The sequence below is a fragment of the Leifsonia sp. PS1209 genome, from assembly GCF_012317045.1.
GTDB lineage: Bacteria > Actinomycetota > Actinomycetes > Actinomycetales > Microbacteriaceae > Leifsonia.
In genome coordinates this window covers 262,080-285,420 of the sequence record NZ_CP051154.1, presented here as the reverse complement: position 1 = coordinate 285,420, position 23,341 = coordinate 262,080, and the positions used below count along the sequence as shown (strand labels likewise).

The window sequence follows — 23,341 nt, the reverse complement described above, 5'->3', positions numbered from 1 at the left end:
TCTCCGGACGGGTGCTCCGGGGTGTCTGGAATCGTGTCAGGAATCCGTCGACGGACAGTGGATGCGCGCCCGCTACCCCTCCACGAACCGCACGGCGGGCTCCGCGGCGGCGAACCGCGCCCGCATCACGCCGATCGCGTCCGGGTTGCTGTCGACCAGCAGGAACCGTCGCCCGAGGGCGGCGGCGACCGCTCCGGTCGTCCCGCTTCCCGCGAAGAAGTCGAGCACCCAGTCGCCTTCGCGGCTCGACGCCTGCACGATGCGGCGGAGGATGCCTTCCGGCTTCTGGGTGGGGTACCCGGTCTTCTCGCGGCCGGTCGGGGAGACGATGGTGTGCCACCACACGTCCGTCGGCAGCTTGCCCAGCTCCGCCTTCTCCGCGGTCACCAGGCCGGGCGCCATGTACGGCTCCCTGTCGACCGCCGATGAGTCGAAGAAGTAGCCTGCGGGGTTCTTCACGTAGACCAGGATCGTGTCGTGCTTGGTCGGCCACTTGTTCTTCGACTTCGCGCCGTAGTCGTAGGCCCAGACGATCTCGTTGAGGAACGATTCGCGGCCGAACAGCGCATCCAGCAGCACCTTGGCGTAGTGCGCTTCGCGGTAGTCGAGGTGCAGGTAGAGCGTGCCGTGGTCGGCGAGGATGCGCCACGCCTCGATGAGGCGCGGCTCGAGGAACGACCAGTAGTCGTCGAAGCGGTCGTCGTAGCGCAGCAGGTCGCCTTTGATGCGCTCGTAGCTGCGCCCTTTGAACCCGGTGACGCTGCCCGCGCCGCCCGCCGACCGTACAGACGTGGTGCTCCGCCTGGTCTGCGACCGGCCGGTGTTGAACGGCGGGTCGAGGTAGATGAGGGTGAACGACTCGTCCGGCAAGGCGGCCACGATGTCGAGGTTGTCGGCGTGCACGACGGTGCTCGGCGCATCCGGATGCCAGGCCACGGGAGGGAGGGCCGCATCCGCGGTGGCGTCGTCCTGCATTCCACCATTCTCGCAGTGTGTGCGCCGGGTCGCCGCCGCGTCGCCCGTCGGGGTTAGCCTGGCGGCATGAGTCTCACCGTGGTGAAGCAGCCGGAGTCCTCCCGTTACGTGCTCGTCAAGGACGGAGAGCAGATCGGCGTCGCCGAGTACGACCTGCGCGACGACGCGATCGTGTTCACGCACACCGTGATCGACGAGGAGAAGCGGGAGAAGGGGATGGCGTCGACGCTGGTGCAGGAAGCGCTCGACGACGTGCGCGCGAACACCGACCTGCGCGTGGTCGCGACGTGCCCGTACGTGCGGCACTGGCTCAGGGAGCATCCCGAGTATCAGGACCTGCAGTCGCGCTAGACGGCACATCGATCCGGATCGTGCCGCCCTCCCAGATGCCCTTGTCCCCGTCGCCGGGCAGCGGGGCGGGAGCGGGGAGCATGGACTGCCGGTCGAGCTCGACCTGGGCCTCGTGACGGGTCGGCGCGAACACCTCGTCGCCGATGCCGACGATGCTGCTCGACGACCCTCCCGACGTCTTCGTCTTGTCGGAGAAGTCGATCCAGCCGAGCCTCGACGCCACGACAACGAGCACCACTGCGGCCACCACGGCGCCGACGATCCACCAGTTCACGCCGGTCAGGCTACCCGAAAGCACTGAGAATGTCCCCCATCCGGGGGCGAACAGCAGTGGATGCGCGCACCGGCAGCACGAGCAGCGCGCCGGTCACCGGGTGGTCGACGGTCTCGACCGGGTGCCCGTAGACAGCGCTCAGCCGATCGCCGGTGAGGACGTCGCGCGGGGATCCGTCCGCGACCACACGGCCGCCCGCGAGCAGCACGACCCTGTCCGCGTACGCGGCGGCGAGGTTCAGGTCGTGCAGCACAGCGAGCACGGCGGCGCCGTCCGCCGCAAGCCCGGCGGCGAGCGCGAGCACCTGCTCCTGGTGGCCGATGTCGAGCGCGTCCGTCGGTTCGTCGAGGAGCACGACACGGCAGCGCTGGGCGAGCACCCTGGCGAGGGAGACGCGGGCGAGTTCTCCGCCGGAGAGGGTGGTCACATCCCGGTCGGCGAGGTGGGCCGTGTCTGTGCTGGCGAGCGCGGCGTCGACGATCCCGTCGTCGGTGGCATCTGCGCCGTCCGACGGGAGACGTGACCACGGCATCCGCCCCATCGCGACGACCTCGCGCACCGGGTAGGAGAACGACACCCCCTTCTGCTGCAGCAGCACGCTGCGCAGGCGACCGAGCTCCTGCACCCGGATGCGCGACAGCGGCCGTCCGTCGATGGTCGCCGTTCCGGCATCCGGCGTCACGTCGCCCGCCAGCACGGAGAGCGCCGTCGACTTGCCTGCGCCGTTCGGGCCGATGAGGGCGACGAGTTCGCCGGGACGTACCGCGAGATCTACGTCGGACAGCAGCGCCCTGCCGTCGACGGCGAGGCTGACGCCGCGCAGTTCGGCGCTCACGCTGCGCCCTCCTTGGCGGCGATGGTGCGCCGGAGCAGCACGAAGAAGACCGGGCCGCCGACGAGGGCGGTGAACATCCCGATGGGTAGGTCGGCGAACGGCACGACCGTGCGCGCGGCGAGGTCGGCCGCGCTGATCAGCAGGGCGCCGCCGAGGGCGCTGGCCGGGATGAGTGCGGCGTGCGCCGGTCCGATCAGCAGCCGCAGCAGGTGCGGGATGATCAGGCCGACGAACGCGATGATCCCCGCGAACGACACGGCGACGGCGGTGAGCAGCGCCACCAGGAGGATCGCCACCAGCCGCACCCGCTCCACCGGCACGCCGAGGTGCCTGGCGCTGCGTTCGCCGAGCGCGAGCGCATCCAGTCGCCTGGCCAGCAGCCACGCGCAGCCCACGCCGACGACCAGCAGGGGCGCGGTGACGGCGACGGCCGCCCAGGTGGCTCCGTTGAGAGAACCGAGCTGCCAGAACATGATCTGCTCGCGGCTGGCGGTGTCCGCCTGGAAGACCAGGAAGGCGATGATCGCGTTCGCCACGGCGTTGATCGCGATGCCGGTGAGCACGAGCATCAGCACCTGGGTGCGGCCGCGGGCGCGGGAGAGCACGTAGACGAGCACGGTGGTCAGCACGCCCATGATGAAGGCGGCGAGCGGGATGCTCGCCGGGCCGAGCTGCTGCAGGTCGAAGACGATCACGGCGCAGGCCCCGACGGCGCAGCCGGCGGAGACCCCGACGACGGCCGGCTCGGCCAGCGGGTTGGCGAAGACGCCCTGCATCAGCGCGCCGGCCACACCGAGCGCTGCGCCGACGACGATCCCGAGCGCCACCCGCGGGAACCGGATGTTCCAGAGTGCGCCGTCCGCGTAGGTCGCCGTGCCGGTCGCCGCGGGGCCGATGCCGATGCGGCGGCCGATGGATGCGACGATCTCGGCCGGAGAGAGCGCGAACTGGCCGACGGCGGAGGAGAGCAGCACGGCGGCGGCGAGCAGCACCACGAGGGCGACGAGCACGGGGACGCGGCGGCGGCGCGCGCGGGTGACGGCACTGAGACGCTGGCTCTGCTCAGCGCGCTGCCGCTGCCGGGGGTGCGTGGCGGCCTCGGCACTCGTCACCTACCGGCCCCCGGCCGGTACAGCGCGTCGGCGAGCGACAGCAGCACGGCGGGCGTCGTCGGGCCGAACGACAGCAGCTGGCCGTCGTTCATGTCCACGATCCTGCGGTGCTGTCCGGCCGCCGTGTCCGCGACGCCCGGCCGTTGCAGCAGACCGTCGACGCCGCCCGTGGAGGCGAGGCCGTCCGTCATCATGAGGAACACGTCCGGGTTCGTCGCCAGCAGCGCCTCGCTGTTGGCGGGCTTCGCCCCCGTGATGCCCGCCTCGGTCGCCACGTCGACGGCGCCCAGCGCTCCGATCAGGTCGTCAGCGCCCATCCCCTTCCCGAACAGGAAGAACACTCCAGCGCGGCCGCGCACGTAGAGCATGGCCGCACGCAGCCGGTCGTCGCCGGTCGGGGCCATCTCCGCGATGGTCTTCTTGGCCGCCGCGAGGGTGCCCGCGACGCGAGCGGCGAGCCGCTTGCCGTCCGCGTCGAGTCCGACCGCGTGCGCGACCGTCTCGATCTGCGAGCCGATGGCGCCGATGCTGCGTTCCGCGTCGAAGAACACGACGGTGACCCCGGATGCGCGGAGCTGGTCCTGCACGTCGCGCGGCCCGAGCGTCGTGTCCGTGAGCACCAGCGTCGGGTGCAGCGCGAGGATCGCCTCGCCGTTGAGCTCGTGCCCGTTCTGGGTCACCAGCGGCAGTTTCGACATCACCCCGAGCGTGTTCGATGCTCCCCGGCCGACGAGCGCATCGCCGAGCCCCAGGCCCACGACCGTCTCTGCGAGGGTGCCGTAGACGTCCAGCGCCAGGATGCGGCTGGTGTCTGTGACCGTGACCCTGGTGCCGGAGGCGTCGTCGACCGTCACAGGCAGCTTCGGCTTCGGCGCGGTGGTGATCGGCACGACGTCGGCGACGGGCGCGGCGGTCGACGGACCGGTGATGGTGCGCGGGTCGGCGAGGCCGCTCAGCGCATCCGGTGCCGTGGCCGTGCTGCTCGGCGCTGGTGATGCGGCCGACGTCGCCGCCGTCGCGCCGCATCCCGAGAGCGTCGCGACCACGGAGACGACGGCGGCCAGCCGCAGGAGTCGGGCGGACCGCGACGGCCGCCGACGCCCGTGGGCGGAGCCGACGGCCCCGCCCACGGCTGCTTCGGTGCTGGAGGTCACGCCTGCGCCACCGCCTGGGTGGACGCGCGGCGCCGCACGGCGACGACCGCCGCGACCCCGACCAGGACCATCAGGCCGCCGAGCAGCGGCCAACCGCCGGCGTCTCCTCCGCCGGTGGTGGCGAGGCTGGACGCTGTCGCGCTGTCGCAGGCGACGGATGCGCCGAGCGGCAGGCTGAACGAGACGGGATCGAGGGCGGTGCCCGCCTCGTAGAACCCGGCGAATGCGGATGCGCCTGCCGCGGTGAGCGTGACGGGAGCGTCCGTCGCGGTCACCCGGGAGCCGGATGCTCCCCCGTTCAGCGCGACGGAGGCGAACGCGATCCCGGAGTGGTCGCTGGCGGCGCCTCCCATGTCGGTCGAGTGCACGTCGGCGACGATGGTGGCCGAGTCCGGCCCCGTCACGCGGAGGGCGATGTTGGAGAGCACGAGGCTGAGGACGCCGCCGTGACCGGAGAACGAGACGCTGCCGGGGAAGCGCGCGATGCCCTTCTCGCCCTCGGTGTTGTAGCTGCCGGAGCCGTTCGACCAGCCGAACCGGCCGTCGGCGTACGTCACGCCGGAGAGGGTCCACGATCCGTTCGCGATCCCGCCGGAGATGTAGGTGCGGAAGCTCGACTTGAGGCCCCAGCTCATGGTCGCGTCGTCGATCGAGCGTGCGACGCAGACCGGCTCTGCGACCGCGGTGGGTGCGGTCACGACGGCGGGGACGGCAGGGTCGACGGGCGGGTTGACCACCGGCGGCGCCGTGACGGTGTGCGAGACGGGAGCGGCCGTCGAGCCGGCGAACGCGGAGGGGTCTGCCGGGGTGAACGTGGCCGACAGCGTGCGCTCGCCCTGGGGAAGGGTGGAGATGCGGGTGGTGGCCTGGCCGTCGCGGAGCACGAGGTTGCGGGCGACCACGGTGCCTCCGTCGAGGATGCTCACGGTGCCGTCGGCCTTCGGCGAGACGGTGACGGTCACATCCACACCGGCGCCCGCAGCCGAGCTGACCGACGAGGTGGTGAGGCTGAGGGTGGTGGCGACGGGCGTCACGGCGGGGACGCCGAACGCGATCGGCGTGTACGTGTCCTGGCTGCGGTCGGCCGAGCCGTGCGCGGCGAAGGTGTACACGCCGCACTCCTCGGTGGAGCAATCGACCTGGCGGCCATTCGAGGTGAAGACCTGCGCGATCCCGCTCAGTGTGGTGGTGAACGCGCCGTCCGCTCCGATCGTGCGCACCCACGCGACGCCCTGGAAGAGCGAGGCGGTGAGGTTCCAGGCCGGCTCGTTCGCGGCCGACTTGGGTCCGACGCCGACGTAGACGCCCGGCACGGCTCCGCCGGTCGCGGCGAAGCCCGCGCCCGTGACAGTGATGGATGCGCCGGCGGGGTCGAGCCCGGTGGCCGGGGCGACGGTGACGGAGGCGGAAGCGGGCGCGCCGACGGCGGTGACCGTCACGCTCACGGCCGAGGCGGTGGATACGGCGAAGGCGGTGGAGTCGGACGGGGCGAACGACGCGGCGATCGCGTGCGAGCCGACCGCGAGACCGCTCGTCGTGAGAGCCGCGGTGGCGCCGGAGACGGTCGCCGTCCCCAGCGTCGTCGCACCATCGGTGAAGGTGACGACGCCCGCGGCGGCCGGGCTGACCGTCGCCGTGACGGTCACGGGCGAGCCGTCCGTGACGCTGGCGGCGCTCGATGCCAGCGCGAGCGTGGTGGAGGCGGGCGGGGCGGGAGCGTAGACCAGCGGGGTAGTCGAGTTCTGGCTGGTGTCGCTCATCCCCTGGCCGTGGCCCTTGGACGTGTAGACCGCGTACGCCGGGATGGATGCGCTGGCGGCGGGGACGGTGACCGTGACGGAGAACGTTCCGTCCGCGTTCATCGGCGCTGTGCGGCCGGACGGGCTGGTGCCGTCGACGTTGCCCGGCGCGATCCAGACCGTCTCACTGCTGATCAGGCTGCTCGCTCCGAGGTAGAAGCCGGGCAGTCCGGCCGGGCCGACGCCCAGGTAGATGCCCTGCGTGCTCGGGGTGAAGCCGCTGCCGCTGAGCGTGATCGTGCCGCCCGCTGCCGGGACCTGCTGGGCGGAGATCGCCGGCCCAGCGGCGTGGGCCGGGGTGGCGACGGCGGTGACGCCGAGCGTCGCCAGGGCGGTCGCGACCAGGGCGGCGAGCAGGCGCGTGCCGCGTGGTCTGGCCGGTGCCGTGGCGGCTGTGGGCGGGGAACTCATCGATCTCATGGCGCTCCTGTGAGCGGGTCGGCACACCGCCGACCCGCTGGACTCTGAATGGTGTGGTTAGGTAAGGCTTAGCTAACTAAGCTTTGCCTAACCTAACAAGATCGCCGCTCCGAACGCAATCAAGCCCAGGCTTTTTCCTCGCAAGACGACGACGAAAAAGCCTGGGCTCGATGGATGCGCGGGGCGCGAGAGGACTACGGCACGCGGTACAGCCACTCCGGGGTGCCGAACTTCTCGGCGACCAGCTTCTCGGCGGCGGCGTACTCCTCCGGAGTGATATCGCCGGGGGTGGCGCCGTAGAGTTGCGTGAAGGTCTGCTTCATGCGCTCGATGATCTCGGCGCGGGTCATGCCGGTCTGGCTGCGCAGGGGGTCGACGCGCTTCGCGGCGCTGGTGATGCCCTTGTCGCTGATCTTCTCGCGGCCGATGCGCAGCACCTCGGTCATCTTCTGGCCGTCCATGTCGTAGCTCATGGTCACGTGGTGCAGCACGGCGCCGGAGCCGAGACGCTTCTGCGCCGCCCCGCCGATCTTGCCCTTCGGGCTCGTGATGTCGTTCAGCGGCTGGTAGAACGCGTCGATGCCGAGCGACTTGAGGGCGACGATCGCCCACTCGTCGAGGAACGCGTAGCTGTCGGCGAAGCTCATCCCCTGCACCAGGTCGGCGGGCGCGTAGATCGAATAGGTGACCACTGAGCCGGCCTCCATGAACATCGCGCCCCCGCCGGAGATGCGGCGCACCACGTCGAAGCCGTACTTCTCGGCGTTCTCCGCATCCACCTCGTTCTTGACCGACTGGAAGCTGCCGATGACCACGGCGGGCTCGTCCCACTCCCAGATACGGAGGGTCGGACCGCGACGGCCCTCCCCCACCTCGGTGGCGAGCACCTCGTCGAGCGCCATCTGCATCACAGGAGGCACGGCCTTGGAGTGCACGATCTGCCAGTCGTAGTCGCGCCAGCTGGTCGCGCGGGCGAGCGAACGGCGCACGGCGACGGCGACACCCTCCGGCGAGAACCCGAGCAGCGTGGCGCCCTCGGGCAGCGCACCGCGGACGGCGGCGGCGATGGTCGCGGCGTCCGCCTCGGCGGGGAGGCCGTTCACCGCGTTGTCGATCGCCTCCAGCGCGGTGTCCGGTTCGAGGAAGAAGTCGCCGGCCAGGCGGAAGTTCGCGAGTCTGCCGTCGATCACATTCAGGTCGACGACGACGAGCTTGCCACCAGGAACCTTGTATTCACCGTGCATGACTACAGCCTAGATCGCCGCAGGGCCGATCGAGCGGCTACACCCGGGACGGGATGCGGGCATCCAGCCAGGCGGTCAGGTCGGCCATGACCTCCGCCTTGTTCGTCTCGTTGTAGATCTCGTGCCGGGCGCCCGGGTAGACGATGGTGGTCACGTCGGTGAGCCCCGACCGCTTCCGGTATGCCTGCTCGAGCCTGCGGGCGCTCGCCTCGCCGCCGAGCGGGTCGTCTCCACCCACCTGGATGAGCAGCGGCAGGTCGCGCGGGAACGAGCGGGCCGGGCGGCCGAGCAGCCGGGAGGCGTCGAGCAGGCCGAACAGCTTGGCCAGCGGGACGGACGTGGTCAGTGGGTCGTCGACGAAGGCCTGGGCGACCGCGGGGTCACGGCTCAGCCACTCGACGCCCGTGGTGCCGAGGTGGGCGTGCCGCTTGTTCAGGTCGCCGCTGTTCATCGAGCCGAGCACCCGGTATGCGGTGCCGGAGAGCACGGCGGCGTCGTAGTCGCTGCTGTGTTTGTTGAGGATCATCTGGCCCATCAGCGAGCCCCAGCTGTGGCCGAAGAACACGAGTGGGAGGTCCGGGTTCTGGTCGCGGATGATCCCGGAGAAGGCGTGCAGCGCATCCACGGCGGCCCGCAGACCGCCGACCCCCAGGTGCCCGAGCTTCGCCGGGTCGTTCCACTGGGCCATGCCGGTGCGCCCGTGGCCGCGATGGTCGTCGGCGTACACGGTGTACCCGTTGGCGTTGAGGTGCGCGGCGAGCTCCCGGTATCGACCGGCGTGCTCGCCGACCCCGTGGGCGACCTGGACCACCGCCCGTGGGGAGTCGACCGGATACACGTCGTAGGTGATCGGGATGCCGGCGGCGTCGTCGTAGGTGGGCACGTCGCCATTCTGGCGCACGCCGCAGGCGAACGGGATTTATTTAGCGAGACTAATTTGTTAGGCTAACGATGTATGGCTCAGCGACTCTCCACCCACGACCTCAGCACCGCCGTCCGCATCGCGGTGGCGCGCCTGTCCCGTCGGCTGCGCGCGGAGAAGGCGGACGACGAGCTGAGCGACACGCAGACCTCGGCGCTCGCGTTCCTGGTGCGCGAAGGTTCGGGCACGATCGGGCAGCTCAGCGACCACGAGCGGGTCAAGCCGCCGTCGATGAACCGCACCATCAACTGCCTCGAAGAGGCGGGCTACGTGCGCCGCACCCCGGATGCCGACGACGGCCGCAAGGTGGTCGTCGTGCCCACGGAGCAGGGCCTCGCCCTCGTGGCGGAGACCAGGCGGCGACGGGATGCGTGGCTGCACAAGCGACTCCGCACCCTCACGCCGGAGCAGCGCGCGACACTGGCGGACGCCGCATCCATCCTGCGTGAGCTGGCCGATTCGTGAGTGCGATGTTCCGTTCGCTCTCCGGAGTGAACTATCGCATCTGGGCCGGCGGCGCGATCGTCTCCAACGTCGGCACCTGGATGCAGCGCACGGCCCAGGACTGGATCGTCCTCACCCAGCTCACCCACAACAACGCGGCCGCCGTCGGCTTCGTCATGGCGCTGCAGTTCGGGCCGCAGCTGCTGCTCCTGCCCGTCACGGGATGGGCGGCCGACCACCTCGACCGCCGCAAGCTGCTCATGGCCACCCAGGGGATGATGGGCACGCTCGGCCTCGGGCTGGGCATCCTGACCGTGACCGGCGTGGTGCAGCTGTGGCACGTCTACGTCTTCGCGCTGCTGCTCGGCTGCGTCGCCGCCTTCGATGCGCCGGCCAGGCAGACGTTCGTGTCCGAACTGGTGGCAGGGCCCAACCTGTCCAACGCGGTGGCCCTCAACTCGGCGTCGTTCAACATGGCGCGGCTGCTCGGTCCGGCTGTCGCCGGCCTGCTGGTGGCAGTGGTCGGTGCTGGATGGGTGTTCCTCATCAACGCGGCGACATTCGGAGCCGTGCTGCTGTCGCTGAAGTTCCTGCGGGTGGAGAAGCTGTACCGGTCCGAGCGCGCGAAGAAGCAGCGCGGCGGCCTGGTCGAGGGCTTCCGGTACGTGCGCCGCCGCCCGGACATCATGGTGATCCTGGTGATGGTGTTCCTGATCGGCACCTTCGGCCTCAACTTCCCGATCTTCATCTCGACGATGTCGGTGTCCGTGTTCCACGCCGGGGCGGGCGAGTACGGCCTGCTGTCGTCGATCATGGCGATCGGCTCCGTGGTGGGTGCGCTGCTCTCCGCCCGCCGCGAGCGTCCCCGCGTCGCCCTGCTCTTCGCCGGGGCAGCGTTCTTCGGCTTCGGCTGCGCCCTCGCCGCCGTGATGCCCGACTTCTGGCTGTTCGCCGTGGCGCTCATCGTCATCGGCGTCTCCTCGCAGACCCTGATGACCACGGCCAACGGCGTGGTGCAGATGACCACGGACCCGAAACTCCGCGGCCGCGTGATGGCGATCTACATGGCGATCTTCATGGGCGGCACCCCGGTCGGCGCCCCGATCGTCGGCTGGGTGGCCGACACGCTCGGCCCGCGCTGGGCGATGGGCGTCGGTGCAGCATCCGGTTTCGCGGCGGCGATCGTCGGCGTGTTCTACCTGGTCAAGTACCGCCACCTGCGCCCCCGCTTCGCGGCCTGGCGCCCGCGCTTCACCCTCTCGCCGCGCGAGGTCGCCCGCGAGGACCTCGCCGACACCGAGGCCACCGCCGCCCGCGCCTCCTGACCCCCGGCGCCCGCCGCGAGATGCCAGCAAATGTCGCGCATCCCGGGCGTTTCGCGACAGCTAGTGGTGTTTCGCGAAGGCGGGCGCGTACTCGACCGGGGCGTGGGTGCGCAGCACGAGGGCGCGCAGCGCCTCCAGCGAGCCGCTGACCAGGCCGTGCGCCCGCGCCTGCACCAGCACGTTGCCGATGGCGGTCGCCTCGACCGGCCCGGCGAGCACCGGCACGCCGCAGCGGTCGGCGACCAGCTGGCAGAGCAGCCGGTTCCGCGCCCCACCGCCCACGATGTGCACCACGTCGACCCGACGACCGGACAGTTCGGCAGCCGACCGCACCGTCGCCGCGAACGCCTCGGCCAGGCTCTCCACGATGCTCCGCACGTATTCGACCGGCCCGACCGGTGCGGCCACACCGTGCTCGGCGCACCACTCCGCGATCCGCGCCGGCAGGTCCCCCGGTGCCAGGAACCGCGGGTCGTTCGCGTCGAAGACCGGCACCGGCACCCCCGCACCCAACGCCTCCGCCCGCCCCAGCAGCTCCACCAGGTCCACGTCCAGCCCTGCGTCGCGCCAGCTCCGGATGCTCTCGCTCAGCAACCACAGCCCCATCACGTTGTGCAGGAACCTGACGCGCCCATCCACCCCGCCCTCGTTGGTGAAGTTGGCGTCGCGCGCAGCAGCAGTCAGCACCGGATGCTCCAGCTCCACGCCCACGAGCCCCCACGTCCCGCAGGAGATGTACGCCGCGTTCGAGCTCCGCATCGGAACCGCCACCACCGCAGACGCCGTGTCGTGCGAGCCGACCGCGGTCACCACCGGGCCGCCACGACCACCGCCATCAGCACCATCCGGGGTGCGCACCTCGCCCCGCACACTCGGCAGCAGCGGACCGAGCACGGTCCCCGCATCCACCACCGGCCGGAACACTCCCCGCGGAAGCCCCAGCGTCTCGATCAGCGCCGCGTTCCACGCGCCATCCACCCCCAGCAACCCGGTCGTCGACGCATTCGTGCGCTCGGCGACGCGTTCGCCGCTCAGCCAGTACGCGATCAGGTCCGGGATGAGCAGCATCGTGTCGACCCCGTCGAGCCGCCCGTCCACCCCGTCGAGCCGCCCGACCGCGCGGTCGACCGCCAGCTGGTACAGCGTGTTGAACGGCAGGTACTGCAGCCCGTTCTGCCGGTACAGCTCGTCGGAGGGCACGCGCGCGTGCACCGCAGCCACTCCCGCCGCCGTCCGCTCGTCGCGGTAGTGGTACGGGATGCCCTGCAGCACTCCGCCGCGCAGCAGTCCGTAGTCGACGGCCCACGCATCCACCCCCACACTCACGATTCCCGGCTCGGCGCGCAGCGCAGCCCGCAGCCCGCCGATCACGTTGCGGTACAGCTCGGGGATGTTCCAGTGCAGCGCCGTCCTGTCGCCCTCCCAGATGCTGACGGGCGTGTTCGGGAACCGTGCGGCCTCGGTCAGGTCGAGCGTGTCCTGCCCGACCCTCCCGATCATGACCCGCCCGCTGGTCGCGCCGAGGTCGACGGCCGCGACGGCCCCCGTTCCGTTCATCGCAGGAACGCCGCCGCCACGCCGGCATCCACCGGGATGTGCAGCCCGGTCGTGTGATCGAGGTCGGACGAGCACAGCACGAACACCGCGTTCGCGACGTGCTCCGGCAGCACCTCCCGCTTGAGCAGGGTGCGCTGCGCGTAGTACTGCCCGAGCTCCTCCTCCGGAACCCCGTACACCGCGGCGCGTTTGGCGCCCCAGCCGCCCGCGAAGATCCCGGAGCCGCGCACGACGCCGTCCGGGTTGATCCCGTTGACGCGCACCCCGTGCTCGCCGAGCTCGGCCGCGAGCAGCCGCACCTGGTGCGCCTGGTCGGCCTTCGTCGCCGAGTACGCGATGTTGTTCGGTCCGGCGAAGATCGAGTTCTTGGACGAGATGTAGACGATATCGCCGCCGAGCTTCTGGTCGATCAGCACCCGCGCGGCGGCGCGGGACACCAGGAAGGAGCCCTTCGCCATCACGTCGTGCTGCAGCTCCCAGTCGGCCACGGTGGTTTCCAGCAGCGACTTCGACAGCGACAGCCCGGCGTTGTTGACCACCAGGTCGAGCCCGCCGAACGCCAACAGGGACGCATCCACTGCTGCCTGCACCGCGCGCTCGTCCGTGACGTCCGCCTGCACCCCGACGGCCACATCCGTCCCGCCGATCGACGCGGCGGCATCCTGCGCCTTCGCGAGGTCGAGGTCGGCGATGACGACGCACGCACCCTCCGCCGCGAGCCGGGTGGCGATGGCCTTGCCGATGCCGGATGCCGCCCCCGTCACGAGCGCGATCCGTCCGGCCAGCGGTTTCGGCTTCGGCATCCGCGCCAGCTTCGCCTCCTCCAGCGCCCAGTACTCGATGCGGAACTTCTCGGCTTCGTCGATCGGCGCGTAGGTCGACAGCGCCTCCGCTCCGCGCATCACGTTGATGGCGTTCACGTAGAACTCGCCGGCCACCCGCGCCGTCTGCTTGTTCGCGCCGTAGCTGAACATCCCGACGCCGGGGATGAGCACGATCGCCGGGTCAGCGCCGCGGATCGCGGGCGACTCGGCGGTGGCGTGCCGGTCGTAGTAGGCCTGGTAGTCGGCGCGGTACGCCTCGTGCAGTTCTTCGAGCCGCGCCACCGAGTCCTCCACGGACGCGTCGGCGGGCAGGTCGAGCACCAGCGGCTTCACCTTCGTGCGCAGGAAGTGGTCGGGGCAGGAGGTGCCGAGCGCCGCCAGCCGTGGATGCTCGGAGCGCGCCAGGAAGTCGAGCACCGTCTCCGAGTCGGTGAAGTGCCCGACCTGCACCCTGTCCGTCGACGCCAGCGCCCGCAGGTGCGGGGCGAGCGCCGCCGCCTTCGCGCGCCGTTCCGCCTCCGGCAGGGCGCTGTAACCGTCCAGGACGGTTCCGAACGGCTCGTCCCTCCCGTGCTCCTCGATGTACGCGGCGGCCGTCTCGATGATCCACAGCGAGTTCGTCTCCGCCTCCCCCGAGGTCGCGCCCCACGCGGTGATGCCGTGACCGCCCAGGATGCAGCCGATCGCCTCCGGATGCGCTGCCTTCAGCTCCGCGATGTCGAGCCCGAGCTGGAAGCCGGGACGCCGCCACGGCACCCACAGCACCCGTCCTCCGAACGCCTCAGCGGTCAGCCGCTCACCATCGGCAGCCGTCGCGAACGCGATCCCGGAATCGGGATGCAGGTGGTCGACGTGCGCTGCATCCACCAGCCCGTGCATGGCCGTGTCGATCGACGGAGCGGCGCCGCCCTTGCCGTGGAGCGTGTAGTCGAACGCCGCGACCATCTCGTCCTCGCGCTCGACACCGGGGTACACGCCCACCAGCGCGCGCAGCCGGTCGAGCCGCAGCACGGCCAGCCCCGCCTCGGTCAGTGTGCCCAGGTCCCCTCCCGAGCCTTTCACCCAGAGCAGTTCGACCGGTTCGCCCGTGACGGGATCCGTGTCCGTGCCCTTCGCCGACGTGTTGCCGCCCGCGAAGTTGGTGTTGCGCGGGTCGGCGCCCAGCCGGTTCGACCGGGCGATCAGCGCCTCCGCCGCTTCGCTGGCCATCAGGCGCCCCATCCCGCCTGCACGCCGCCGACCCTGTCCGCCTCGATCCGCTCCTGGTATCCGGATGCCGCATACGCCTTCATCGGATCGGCCGGGAGCCCGCGGGACTCGCGCCACTCGGCGAGCGCCGGGCGCACATCCGTGTAGAACGCGTCCATCAGGATGCCGTTGGCGCCGAGCACGTCGCCGGCGGCCTGGGCGGCAGAGAGCGCCTCCCTGTCGATCAGCAGCGCGCGGGCGGTCATCTCCTGCACGTTGAGCACCGACCGGATCTGGCCGGGGATCTTCTTCTCGATGTTGTGGCACTGGTCGAGCATGAACGCCACATCCGGGTTGTTGAGCCCGCCGCCGCGCACCACCTCGGCGATGATGCGGAACAGCTGGAACGGGTCGGCGGCGCCCACGATCAGGTCATCGTCGGCGTAGAACCGCGAGTTGAAGTCGAACGAGCCGAGCTTCCCGAGCCGCAGCAGCTGCGCCACGATGAACTCGATGTTCGTGCCGGGAGCGTGGTGCCCCGTGTCCAGGCAGACGTACGCCTTGTCGCCGAGCGCGACGGTGTGCGCGTAGCTGGTCCCCCAGTCCGGAACATCGGTGTGATAGAACGCCGGCTCGAAGAACTTGTACTCGAGCACGAGCCTCTGGTCGTCGCCGAGCCGCGCGTAGATCGCGGCCAGCGACTCCGCGAGACGGTCCTGCCTGGCCCGGATGTCGTCCTGGCCCGGATAGTTCGTGCCGTCCGCGAGCCAGATCTTCAGATCGCGGCTGCCGGTCTGGTCCATCACGTCGATGCAGCGGAAGTGGTGGTCGATCGCCTTCTGCCTGATCGCCGGATCGCTGTGGGTCACCGAGCCGAGCTTGTACGCGTCGTCCTGGAACGTGTTCGAGTTCACCGTGCCGAGCGACACCCCGTTGTCCTCCGCGTGCTTGCGCAGGTCGGAGTACGAATCGACCACATCCCACGGGATGTGCAGCGCCACCTTCGGGGCGAGCCCGGTGTGCTTGTGCACCTGCGCGGCGTCCGAGACCTTCTCGAACGGGTCGCGCGGGGTGCCTGGCGATCCGAACACCTTGAACCGGGTGCCCGAGTTGCCGAACGCCCAGGATGGGAGCTCGATCGCCTGGTCGGCGAGGTCCGCTGCGATGGCGGTGAGGTCAGTCATGGTGCCTGGTCATTTCTCTGAAGCGGTGGCTGCGGCGAGCGCAGGAGCAGCGAAGGGGACGGTCACGGAGACGGGGCCTCCGCTGAGCTGCCGGTCGTCCTGGCCGGGCAGGCGGAGCACGCCGTCCACTCCGGCCGGGAGCTCGGCGTCGACGGTGAGCTCGTCGCCGTCGACGGTCCAGTGCACGGCAACGCGGCCGTGTGGGGTGTCGAGCGTCGTCTCCGCCTCGGTGATGCCGCCTCCGGGCTGCGGGGCGACGAGCACCTTCGCGTATCCGGGGGCGAGCGGGGCGAGACCGCCGACGACCCTGTGCATCCAGTCGGCGACCGCGCCGAGCGCGTAGTGGTTGAACGAGGTCATCTCGCCCGGGTTGATGGTGCCGTCCGGCAGCATCGAGTCCCAGCGCTCCCAGATCGTGGTCGCGCCCATCGTCACCGGGTAGAGCCACGACGGGCACTCGCGTTCGAGCAGGAGCCGGTACGCCGCATCCAGGTGCCCGGTCTTCGTGAGCGCGTCGGTGATGAACGGGGTGCCGGCGAACCCGGTGGAGATGCGGTAGCCGGCCTCGGCGCTGAGCTCGGCGAGCCGGGCGCCGGCGGCGGCCTCGTCGGAGGCGTCGAGCAGGCCGAACACGATGGCCAGCGCGTACACCGTGGTGCAGTCGCTCTTCACGACGCCGTCGTTCACGTATTCACGGTTGAACGCCTCGCGCAGGCCGGTCGCGATCCGCTCGAACTCCGCCTGCTCCTCCGTGCGGCCGAGCAGCGCCGCCGTCTCTGCGACGATCCGCGCAGAGTGGTACGCGCACGCAGTGGCCACCACACCCTTGTCCGCCTTGGCCTTCGCGGGGTCCTCCGGCGGAGCATCCGGGTCGAGCCAGTCGCCGAACTGGAAGTTGCCGTCCCAGACGCCTGCGGGAGACAGGAGCGATTTCACCCGGCGCACGTGACTGGCCATCGAGTCGAACTGGCGGCCGAGCACATCCTGGTCGCCGTATGCCTGGTAGAGCGTCCAGGGCACCCAGACGGCCGCGTCGCTCCAGATCGCCGTGGAGTCGGCAGGGCCGAACTCGGTCGGGATCTCGCCGTCGGTGTACTTGAGCACATCCGGGATGACGAACCCGACGATGCCGTCGTGGTGCCGCTGCTCCGCATCGAGGTCGATCAGCCAGTCCGAGAGGAAGGAGTCGACGTCGAAGAGGAAGGCGGCCGTCGGCGCGAACGCGGCGATGTCGCCTGTCCAGCCGAGTCGTTCGTCGCGCTGCGGGCAGTCGGTCGGCACGTCGACGAAGTTGCCGCGCATCCCCCAGACCACGTTCTCGTGGAACTGGTTCAGCATCGGGTCGGAGCTGCGGAAGGTGCCGATGCGCTCCAGGTCGGAGCCGATGGCGACGGCGGTCAGGTCGTCCGCCGTCAGCTCGCCCGGCCATCCGGAGACCTCCGCGTAGCGGAAGCCGTGGAAGGTGAACGTCGGTTCGAACACGTCGTCGCCGCCGCTCAGGATGTAGCGGTCGGTGGCGAGCGCGGAGCGCAGCGGCCGGGTGCCCAGCTCGCCGTGCTCGAGCACCTCCGCGTGCCGGATGGTGACCTCGGCGCCCTCGGCGCCCCGGACGGAGACGCGCACCCAGCCGACGAGGTTCTGCCCGAAGTCCACCAGCGTATTGCCCGACGGCGATGTGCTGATCTCCACGACCGGCAGCTCGTTCCAGCGGTGGACGCGCGGCCCGACGTACGGGGTCAGGATGGCCGTGTCGAAGTCCAGAGCGTGAACGCCCACCCAACCGTCGCCCGCGAAGCCGGCGGAAAGCCAGGAGTCGTCCCTGCGGCGGGCGTCGATGGTCTCCCCGTCGTAGAGGTCGTTGGCGAGCACCGGGCTCGGTCCTGCGGTCCATGCGCCGTCGGCGTCCGTCACGACCGTCTGCGTCGAGCCGTCGGCGAAGGTGACCTCCAGCTGCGCGAACGCGCCGAGCTCCGAGCCGTAGAAGCCGGAGCGTCCCGTCCAGCCGAGCCTGCCGCGGTACCAGCCGTTTCCGAGGGCGATGCCGAGCACGCCGACACCCTCCGCACTCCCCGCGTCGCCGGCCAGCAGGTCTGTCACGTCGTACTCCGCATAGCGCAGGCGCCACTCGTAGCTGCTCCATCCGGGAGTCAGCAGGTCGTCGGAGACGGGGCGGCCGTTCAGCCACGCCTCCACCACGCCGAGCGCGCTCAGGGTGAGGGTCGCGGTCGTCACGGCGCCGTGGCTGCCGTCGAGGTCGAACTCGCGGCGGAGCAGCGGTGCCCCGTCGAAGTCGTCGTCTGCGGCGATCATGCGAGCTTGCCAGTTCATTGATGTCACTCCAGTGTTCTCGTTCGTGGTCACGGTGATGTCAGCCCTTGACGGCGCCGCTGGTGATACCGGCGACGATCTGCCTGTTGAAGAAGATGTATGCGATGAGCGGCGGGATGGTGATGAGGAAGATGGCCATGAAGAGCAGGTTGTAGAAGCTCAGGTTCTGGCCGGAGAAGGTGTACAGCGCGAGCTGCACCGTCACGTTCTGGTCGCCGGGGAGGAAGTAGAGCGGTCCGGCGAAGTCGTTGAAGACGAACACCGACTGCACGACGATCACGGTCACCACGACCGGGCGCAGCAGCGGGAGCACCACCCGGAAGAAGAGCCGGATCGGGCCGGAACCGTCGAGCACCGCCGCCTCGTCCAGCTCCCTCGGGATGTTCCCGACGAACGCCCGGAACAGCAGGATGCAGAACGAGAGCCCGAAGGTCGCCTCGACCAGGATCATCCCGGGCATCGTGCCGAAGAGCTGCAGCCCCTGCAGCACCCAGATGGTCGGGACCACGGCGGGAGGCACGATCAGCCCGGCGAGCACGAAGAAGTTGACGACGGGGCCCCACTTGCTCTTCTTGCGGGCGAGAACGTACCCGGCCATCGCCGACAGCACCACCATGATCGCGACAGCGCCGATGGTGAGGATCGCGCTGTTGATGATGGCGCGCCAGATGACGCCGTCGTTGGAGTTCAGCGTCTCCCAGAAGTTCTGGAAGAACAGGAACTCCTTCGGCCAGGAGAACGCGAGGTTCGATGCCTCCGCAGGGGACTTCGCCGCCTGCAGCAGCACGAAGACGAACGGGACGAGGAAGACGACGACGGAGACGACGATCGCAATGATGCCGACGATCCAGGCCCTGGTGCGCTCGCGGCTCACAGCTCCACCTGCTTTCTGTTGAGGAAGTACGAGAGCGGCACCATGATCACCGTGACGACGAGGAACAGGACGACGTTGCCGGCGGTCGACAGACCGTAGAAGCCCGCCTGGTACTGCTTGTAGATCACGGAGGCGATCACGTCGCTGGTGAAGCCCGGGCCGCCTCCCGTGGTGGCCCAGATGATGTCGAACGACCGCAGGCCGCCGATCAGCGACAGGATGATGACGGTCGCCGTCGCGCCGCGGGTCAGAGGCATCGTGATCTGGCGCAGGATCTTCCAGGAGCTCGCCCCGTCGATCTTGGCCGCCTCGAAGTACTCGTTCGGGATGGCGACGATGCCCGCCATGAAGATCAGGGTCGCGATGCCGACGCCCTTCCAGATGTCGACGCCGGCGATGGAGTAGAGCGCGAGGTTCGGGTCGGTGAACCAGCCGGGCTGCGGGAGCCCGAAGAACCCGAGGACGGCGTTGACCATCCCGTGGAAGGGGTCGAGCAGAGACTTCCACATGATGCCGACGCCGATGGTGGAGAGCAGCACGGGGAAGAAGACGACGGCCCTGAGGTAGCCGCGGCCGACGATCGGCCCGGTGAGCAGGATCGCGAGGAAGAAGCCGATGATGACCTTCGCACCCGACGTGATCACCGCGTAGATCAGGGTGTGGATGAAGCTCGTGTACAGCTGAGGGTCACGGAAGAACTGGACGAAGTTGTCGAAGCCGATGAACTGCGAGTCGAACAGCGACCAGCGGGTCAGCGAGAAATAGAACGACGAGAACGTCGGGATGGCGAAGAACACGACGTAGAGCGCGACCGCCGGGATGAAGAACCAGGTCGGGTAGTACGACTTGATCGGTCGCCGCTTCTTCGGTGGCGGCGTGATGTCCGCGATGATGTCGGCCGCTTGGATGGCGGTCGCTGGGTTGGCCGTCGACATGTTTTACTCCTCGTCGAGTTCAGTGCGATGGTGCTGTGGTGCTGTGCGGGGCCGACGGCCGTGGCCATCGGCCCCGCGGTGCTGCGCAGTGCTGCGTCGTCCCGGGTTACCAGCCCTTGAGGCCGAGCTGCTGCGCCTGCGCCTTCACATCGTTGTCGTAGAGCGCAGCGCCCGCCTTGGCATCCGTGATGCCGGAGCCGACCTGGATGAGGATCTTCTCGAGGTTCGGTCCCTTGATCGGGGAGAGGAACTCGAGCGCCAGCCCGGTCTGCTTGGCCTCCTGGTACTTCAGCTCGTCCGCGACGAGGGCGGGAGCGTCATCCGGGAGCTTGCAGCTGCTGATCGCGAACGGCCCGGCGGGGACACCGGCCGAGTTCTGCACGTCGCAGCCCTTCGGCGAGTTGATGAACGCCACCAGCTTCTTGGCCGCGGTCAGCTTGTCGCCCGTCGTCGACTTCGGGATGTACGCGCCGTTCGCCTCCCAGACCGTCGCCTGGCCTTCGCCGGAGTCGGCGGGCATCGCGAAGTAGCCGATGTCGTTGACCTGGTCGGGGTTGCTCTGCACCACGTTGCTGATCACCGCGGTGATCATCGGGTACTGCGCCGCTTCGCCGGTGGCGAGCAGCTTGAGCGCGTTCACGTTGGTCAGGGACGCGTAGTCCTTGTTCATCAGACCCTTGTCGAAGACCTCCTGCGTGTGCGTGAAGCCGGCGAGCGCGGGCGGGTCGACGTACTTGGCCTTGTTCTCGGTGTACTTCGTCGCCCACTCGGGATCCTGCTTGCTGATGTTGGCGAAGTCGGCGAGGACGAAGAGCTGGCTGGTCCAGGTGTCCCCGTACGACTGGAGCACCGGGATGATGCCCGCCGCCTTGATCTTCTCGCTGTTGCTGATGAACTCGGCCCAGGTCTTCGGCACGGTCAGACCGAGCTTCTCGTAGACCTTCTTGTTGTACATGATGCCGCCGTTGAAGGTCGTGCCCCACGGTGCGCCGTACGTCGCCTTCGACGTGCTGACGGTCTTCTTGAAGTCGGGGGTCAGTTCCTTCACCCATGCCTCGTCGGTGAGGGGCTGAAGCTGCGTGTCCGGGTTGAGCGCCTGGAACAGCGATCCGGAGTTGTAGAGGAAGACGTCGTCCATCGTGCGGGTGGAGAGCCTGGTCTTGATCAGGTTGTCGCCGTCCGTGCCGCCCGGGCGCGTGTTCACCTTGACCTTGATCGACGGGTTCTCCTTCATGAATCCGTCGGCGATCGACTTGGCGAACTTGGTCGCAGCTGGGTCGTTTCCGCCGGCCATGAGGGTGATGGACGATCCGCCGCCGCCACTCGATGAGCAGGCGACGAGGGTGGCGGCCAGCACGGCTGTGCTGGCGACTGTGGCGGCAACGCGAGCTGCCGTCCTTCGAGAGAACATGAATACCTCCTTGTATTGGCGCTGCAGGTCCCAGAGTGCGCGCTGGGTTCGCATTGAAACGCTTCATTTGAAGATAGGGGGCGGGTGGAGGGACGTCAACACGCGATTGTAACGATTCAGTAACGAGCCATTGTTTGTTGTCTTCCCCGGCAATTCACACGGGATGCGGGGAAGGACTATCGTTCAACCCATCGGCAGCCCGCGCCGCCAGCGATTCGTCGCAGGGGCGACGCGCGTTAACGATTCAATGTCCTAAACTGCGATCGGGAGGGCGATCATGGCATCGGCGAGCGTGAAGGATGTGGCCGCACTGGCCCGCGTCTCCATCGGCACCGTCTCGAACGTGCTGAACCGCCCGGAGATCGTCTCCCCGGAGACGGTGGAGCGGGTCACCCTGGCGATGGAGAAGTTGTCGTACGTGCGCAACGAGGCGGCCAGGCAGCTCCGCGTGGGCCACAGCAACGCGCTCGGCCTGATCACCCTGAGCGGCAGCAACCCGTTCTTCACCGAGCTGACCACCGCCGCAGAAGACGGCGCAGCCCTGGCCGGATACTCGGTCATCGCGGGCAACAGCGACGAGAAGAAGGAACGCGAGTCCGGCTACCTCACCCTGTTCGAGGAGCTGCGCGTCCGCGGCGTGCTCATCTCCCCGGTGGGCAACGTGGCGCCCAGGCTGCGCCGGATGCGCGACCGCGGCATCCCGTCGGTGCTCGTCGACCGGGTGAGCAAGGACGTGTCGATCAGCTCGGTCTCGGTGGACGACATCGCCGGCGGAGCGCTGGCCGCCCAGCACCTGATCGACACGGGCAGGCGACGGATCGCGTTCGTCGGGGGCCCGCTCGAGATCCGGCAGGTGAGCGACCGTCTGCAGGGCGCCCGGCAGGCCGTCGCCGCGCATCCGGGTGTCACCATCGAGGCGATCACGCTCCCCGCGCTGACCGTGCAGGAGGGCCGCCGGGCGGGCGACGCCATCGTGGACCGCTCCCCCGCCGAGCGCCCGGACGCCGTCTTCGCCGCGAACGACCTCCTCGCGATCGGGCTGCTGCAGGCCCTGTTCATGCAGGGCAAGATCGCCATCCCGGATGAGATCGCGCTGGTCGGCTACGACGACATCCTGTTCGCGAGCGCATCGGTGGTCCCGCTCACCTCGATCCGTCAGCCCAGCCGCCTCATCGGAGAGACCGCCGTCGACATCCTGCTCGAAGAGGCGGACGACCCCGACCTCGAACCCCGTCAGATCCTGTACCAGCCGGAGCTGGTCGTCCGGGCGAGCAGCTCGGACTGACCCCGGCCGTCGCCGCCCCGGGCGCCACCACAGTCGTCCGCGCATTGAAGCGATTCACCCCGAATGGAGACCCACCGTTGCTGCACCATGACCAGGCCATCGAACGCTACCTCGCCCGCGAGACGGCACGGCCGGACACCGTCGCCGTCATCCTCACCGGCTCCGTCGCCCGCGGCACGGAGCGCGTCGACTCGGACGTCGACCTCTACCTCGTCGTGACCGAGGAGCGCTGGGCGGACGCCGACGCCGCCGACCTCCTGATGTACACCGAGGACGACGACATCGGCTACGACGGCGGCTACTTCGACATCAAGCTCGCCACCCTGACCTACCTCGACGATGCCGCCGACCGCGGCGACGACCCGGTGCGCGACTCCTTCGCCGCATCCCGGGTCGTCTTCAGCCGCGTCGACGACCTGGATGCACGCATCGCCCGCATCCACCCGTCGTCCCTTCCTGAGGCCGAATGGGACGCCAAGGTGGCGTCGTTCCTCGCGCAGGCCAGGCTGTACGGAGGGTATTTCCTGCAGCAGGCGGCCGCGAGCGGCGATCAGCTGCTGCTGCGGCACGCGTCCGTGCACCTCGTCACCTCGGCCGCGCGGGCGCTGCTCGCGGCCAACCGCGTCGCGTTCCCCGGCCCCAAATACCTGACGAAGCTCGTCGCCGGGCTGGACAGCAAGCCCGACGGTTTCGACGCCCTGCTCACGGCCGTACTCGCCGATCCGACCCCCGCCACCGCCGACGCGCTCCTCGCCTCGCTGGAAGCCTTCACCGGAGACCTGCTCCCGCCCGCGCACACGCTCTCCCGTTTCGCCCGGGACAACGAGCTCGCCTGGCGCTACCGCACCGCTCCGCCCGAGTACTCCTGACGTGCACGCACGCGCTCGCGCACCGCGCACC

At 69.7% G+C, this 23,341-nt stretch carries 20 protein-coding genes; 5 read left to right on the top strand and 15 right to left on the bottom strand.

Going from position 1 to position 23,341, the window contains the following annotated elements:
• Positions 1 to 72: 72 nt before the first annotated feature.
• On the bottom strand, positions 73 to 975 hold the full coding sequence (locus tag HF024_RS01450) for a site-specific DNA-methyltransferase (protein WP_168688399.1): 903 nt from the start codon (positions 973 to 975) through the stop codon (positions 73 to 75).
• A 66-nt stretch (positions 976 to 1,041) separates the two neighbouring features.
• On the opposite strand from HF024_RS01450, the gene HF024_RS01445 reads away from it, so the two are divergent.
• Entirely contained in the window at positions 1,042 to 1,326 is a 285-nt protein-coding gene (locus HF024_RS01445; protein ID WP_085369663.1) for a GNAT family N-acetyltransferase, read from the top strand.
• Here the strand turns inward: HF024_RS01445 and HF024_RS01440 are convergent.
• From HF024_RS01440 to HF024_RS01410, 7 genes are all read right to left on the bottom strand, one after another.
• Positions 1,286 to 1,600, bottom strand: a complete 315-nt coding sequence (locus tag HF024_RS01440; protein WP_168688398.1) for a hypothetical protein — start codon at positions 1,598 to 1,600, stop codon at positions 1,286 to 1,288. The genes HF024_RS01445 and HF024_RS01440 overlap by 41 nt on opposite strands.
• Before the next feature lie 10 nt (positions 1,601 to 1,610).
• The gene (locus tag HF024_RS01435; protein WP_168688397.1) at positions 1,611 to 2,435 is read right to left on the bottom strand and encodes a heme ABC transporter ATP-binding protein; all 825 of its coding nucleotides are present in this window, start codon (positions 2,433 to 2,435) and stop codon (positions 1,611 to 1,613) included.
• The gene (locus HF024_RS01430) at positions 2,432 to 3,547 is read right to left on the bottom strand and encodes an iron ABC transporter permease (protein ID WP_348770473.1); all 1,116 of its coding nucleotides are present in this window, start codon (positions 3,545 to 3,547) and stop codon (positions 2,432 to 2,434) included. Before HF024_RS01430 ends, HF024_RS01435 begins: the two co-directional genes overlap by 4 nt.
• Positions 3,544 to 4,701 (bottom strand): ABC transporter substrate-binding protein, encoded by a 1,158-nt coding sequence (locus HF024_RS01425; RefSeq protein WP_247597250.1) that lies wholly within the window; start codon positions 4,699 to 4,701, stop codon positions 3,544 to 3,546. Before HF024_RS01425 ends, HF024_RS01430 begins: the two co-directional genes overlap by 4 nt.
• Complete coding sequence (locus HF024_RS19955; RefSeq protein WP_168688396.1) at positions 4,698 to 6,920, bottom strand: HtaA domain-containing protein; 2,223 nt, start codon at positions 6,918 to 6,920, stop codon at positions 4,698 to 4,700. Before HF024_RS19955 ends, HF024_RS01425 begins: the two co-directional genes overlap by 4 nt.
• Before the next feature lie 194 nt (positions 6,921 to 7,114).
• Positions 7,115 to 8,164 carry a biotin/lipoate A/B protein ligase family protein gene (locus HF024_RS01415; protein WP_168688395.1) on the bottom strand — a complete coding sequence of 350 codons (1,050 nt, stop codon included), beginning with the start codon at positions 8,162 to 8,164 and terminating at the stop codon, positions 7,115 to 7,117.
• A gap of 37 nt (positions 8,165 to 8,201) precedes the next feature.
• Entirely contained in the window at positions 8,202 to 9,047 is an 846-nt protein-coding gene (locus HF024_RS01410) for an alpha/beta fold hydrolase (protein ID WP_168688394.1), read from the bottom strand.
• 72 nt (positions 9,048 to 9,119) lie between these two features.
• Here HF024_RS01410 and HF024_RS01405 point away from each other — a divergent pair, with 72 nt between their 5' ends.
• Together HF024_RS01405 and HF024_RS01400 are read left to right on the top strand one after the other, a co-directional pair.
• Positions 9,120 to 9,551: a MarR family transcriptional regulator gene (locus HF024_RS01405; protein ID WP_168688393.1), complete on the top strand. Its 432-nt coding sequence runs from the start codon at positions 9,120 to 9,122 to the stop codon at positions 9,549 to 9,551.
• Between the two features lie 5 nt (positions 9,552 to 9,556).
• Positions 9,557 to 10,855 (top strand): MFS transporter, encoded by a 1,299-nt coding sequence (locus HF024_RS01400; RefSeq protein WP_168690716.1) that lies wholly within the window; start codon positions 9,557 to 9,559, stop codon positions 10,853 to 10,855.
• A gap of 60 nt (positions 10,856 to 10,915) precedes the next feature.
• Here HF024_RS01400 and HF024_RS01395 read toward each other — a convergent pair whose 3' ends face one another.
• The 7 genes from HF024_RS01395 to HF024_RS01365 form a co-directional block, all read right to left on the bottom strand.
• On the bottom strand, positions 10,916 to 12,412 hold the full coding sequence (locus HF024_RS01395) for a rhamnulokinase family protein (protein WP_168688392.1): 1,497 nt from the start codon (positions 12,410 to 12,412) through the stop codon (positions 10,916 to 10,918).
• Positions 12,409 to 14,445 (bottom strand): bifunctional aldolase/short-chain dehydrogenase, encoded by a 2,037-nt coding sequence (locus HF024_RS01390; RefSeq protein ID WP_247597249.1) that lies wholly within the window; start codon positions 14,443 to 14,445, stop codon positions 12,409 to 12,411. The genes HF024_RS01395 and HF024_RS01390 overlap by 4 nt, the downstream gene beginning before the upstream one ends.
• Positions 14,445 to 15,608 carry an L-rhamnose isomerase gene (gene rhaI, locus HF024_RS01385; protein WP_168688390.1) on the bottom strand — a complete coding sequence of 388 codons (1,164 nt, stop codon included), beginning with the start codon at positions 15,606 to 15,608 and terminating at the stop codon, positions 14,445 to 14,447. Before rhaI ends, HF024_RS01390 begins: the two co-directional genes overlap by 1 nt.
• A 9-nt stretch (positions 15,609 to 15,617) precedes the next feature.
• Entirely contained in the window at positions 15,618 to 17,936 is a 2,319-nt protein-coding gene (locus HF024_RS01380; RefSeq protein WP_348770472.1) for a family 78 glycoside hydrolase catalytic domain, read from the bottom strand.
• Positions 17,937 to 17,976: 40 nt separating this feature from the next.
• Positions 17,977 to 18,810, bottom strand: a complete 834-nt coding sequence (locus HF024_RS01375; RefSeq protein WP_085369685.1) for a carbohydrate ABC transporter permease — start codon at positions 18,808 to 18,810, stop codon at positions 17,977 to 17,979.
• Positions 18,807 to 19,745: a sugar ABC transporter permease gene (locus HF024_RS01370; protein WP_168688389.1), complete on the bottom strand. Its 939-nt coding sequence runs from the start codon at positions 19,743 to 19,745 to the stop codon at positions 18,807 to 18,809. Before HF024_RS01370 ends, HF024_RS01375 begins: the two co-directional genes overlap by 4 nt.
• 106 nt (positions 19,746 to 19,851) lie before the next feature.
• A complete protein-coding gene (locus HF024_RS01365) occupies positions 19,852 to 21,156 on the bottom strand; it encodes an ABC transporter substrate-binding protein (RefSeq protein WP_085369688.1) in 1,305 nt (434 codons plus the stop codon).
• Positions 21,157 to 21,433: 277 nt separating this feature from the next.
• On the opposite strand from HF024_RS01365, the gene HF024_RS01360 reads away from it, so the two are divergent.
• Together HF024_RS01360 and HF024_RS01355 are read left to right on the top strand one after the other, a co-directional pair.
• The gene (locus tag HF024_RS01360) at positions 21,434 to 22,441 is read left to right on the top strand and encodes a substrate-binding domain-containing protein (protein ID WP_085369689.1); all 1,008 of its coding nucleotides are present in this window, start codon (positions 21,434 to 21,436) and stop codon (positions 22,439 to 22,441) included.
• A 77-nt stretch (positions 22,442 to 22,518) separates the two neighbouring features.
• Positions 22,519 to 23,310 (top strand): nucleotidyltransferase domain-containing protein, encoded by a 792-nt coding sequence (locus tag HF024_RS01355; protein ID WP_168688388.1) that lies wholly within the window; start codon positions 22,519 to 22,521, stop codon positions 23,308 to 23,310.
• Positions 23,311 to 23,341 lie beyond the last annotated feature (31 nt).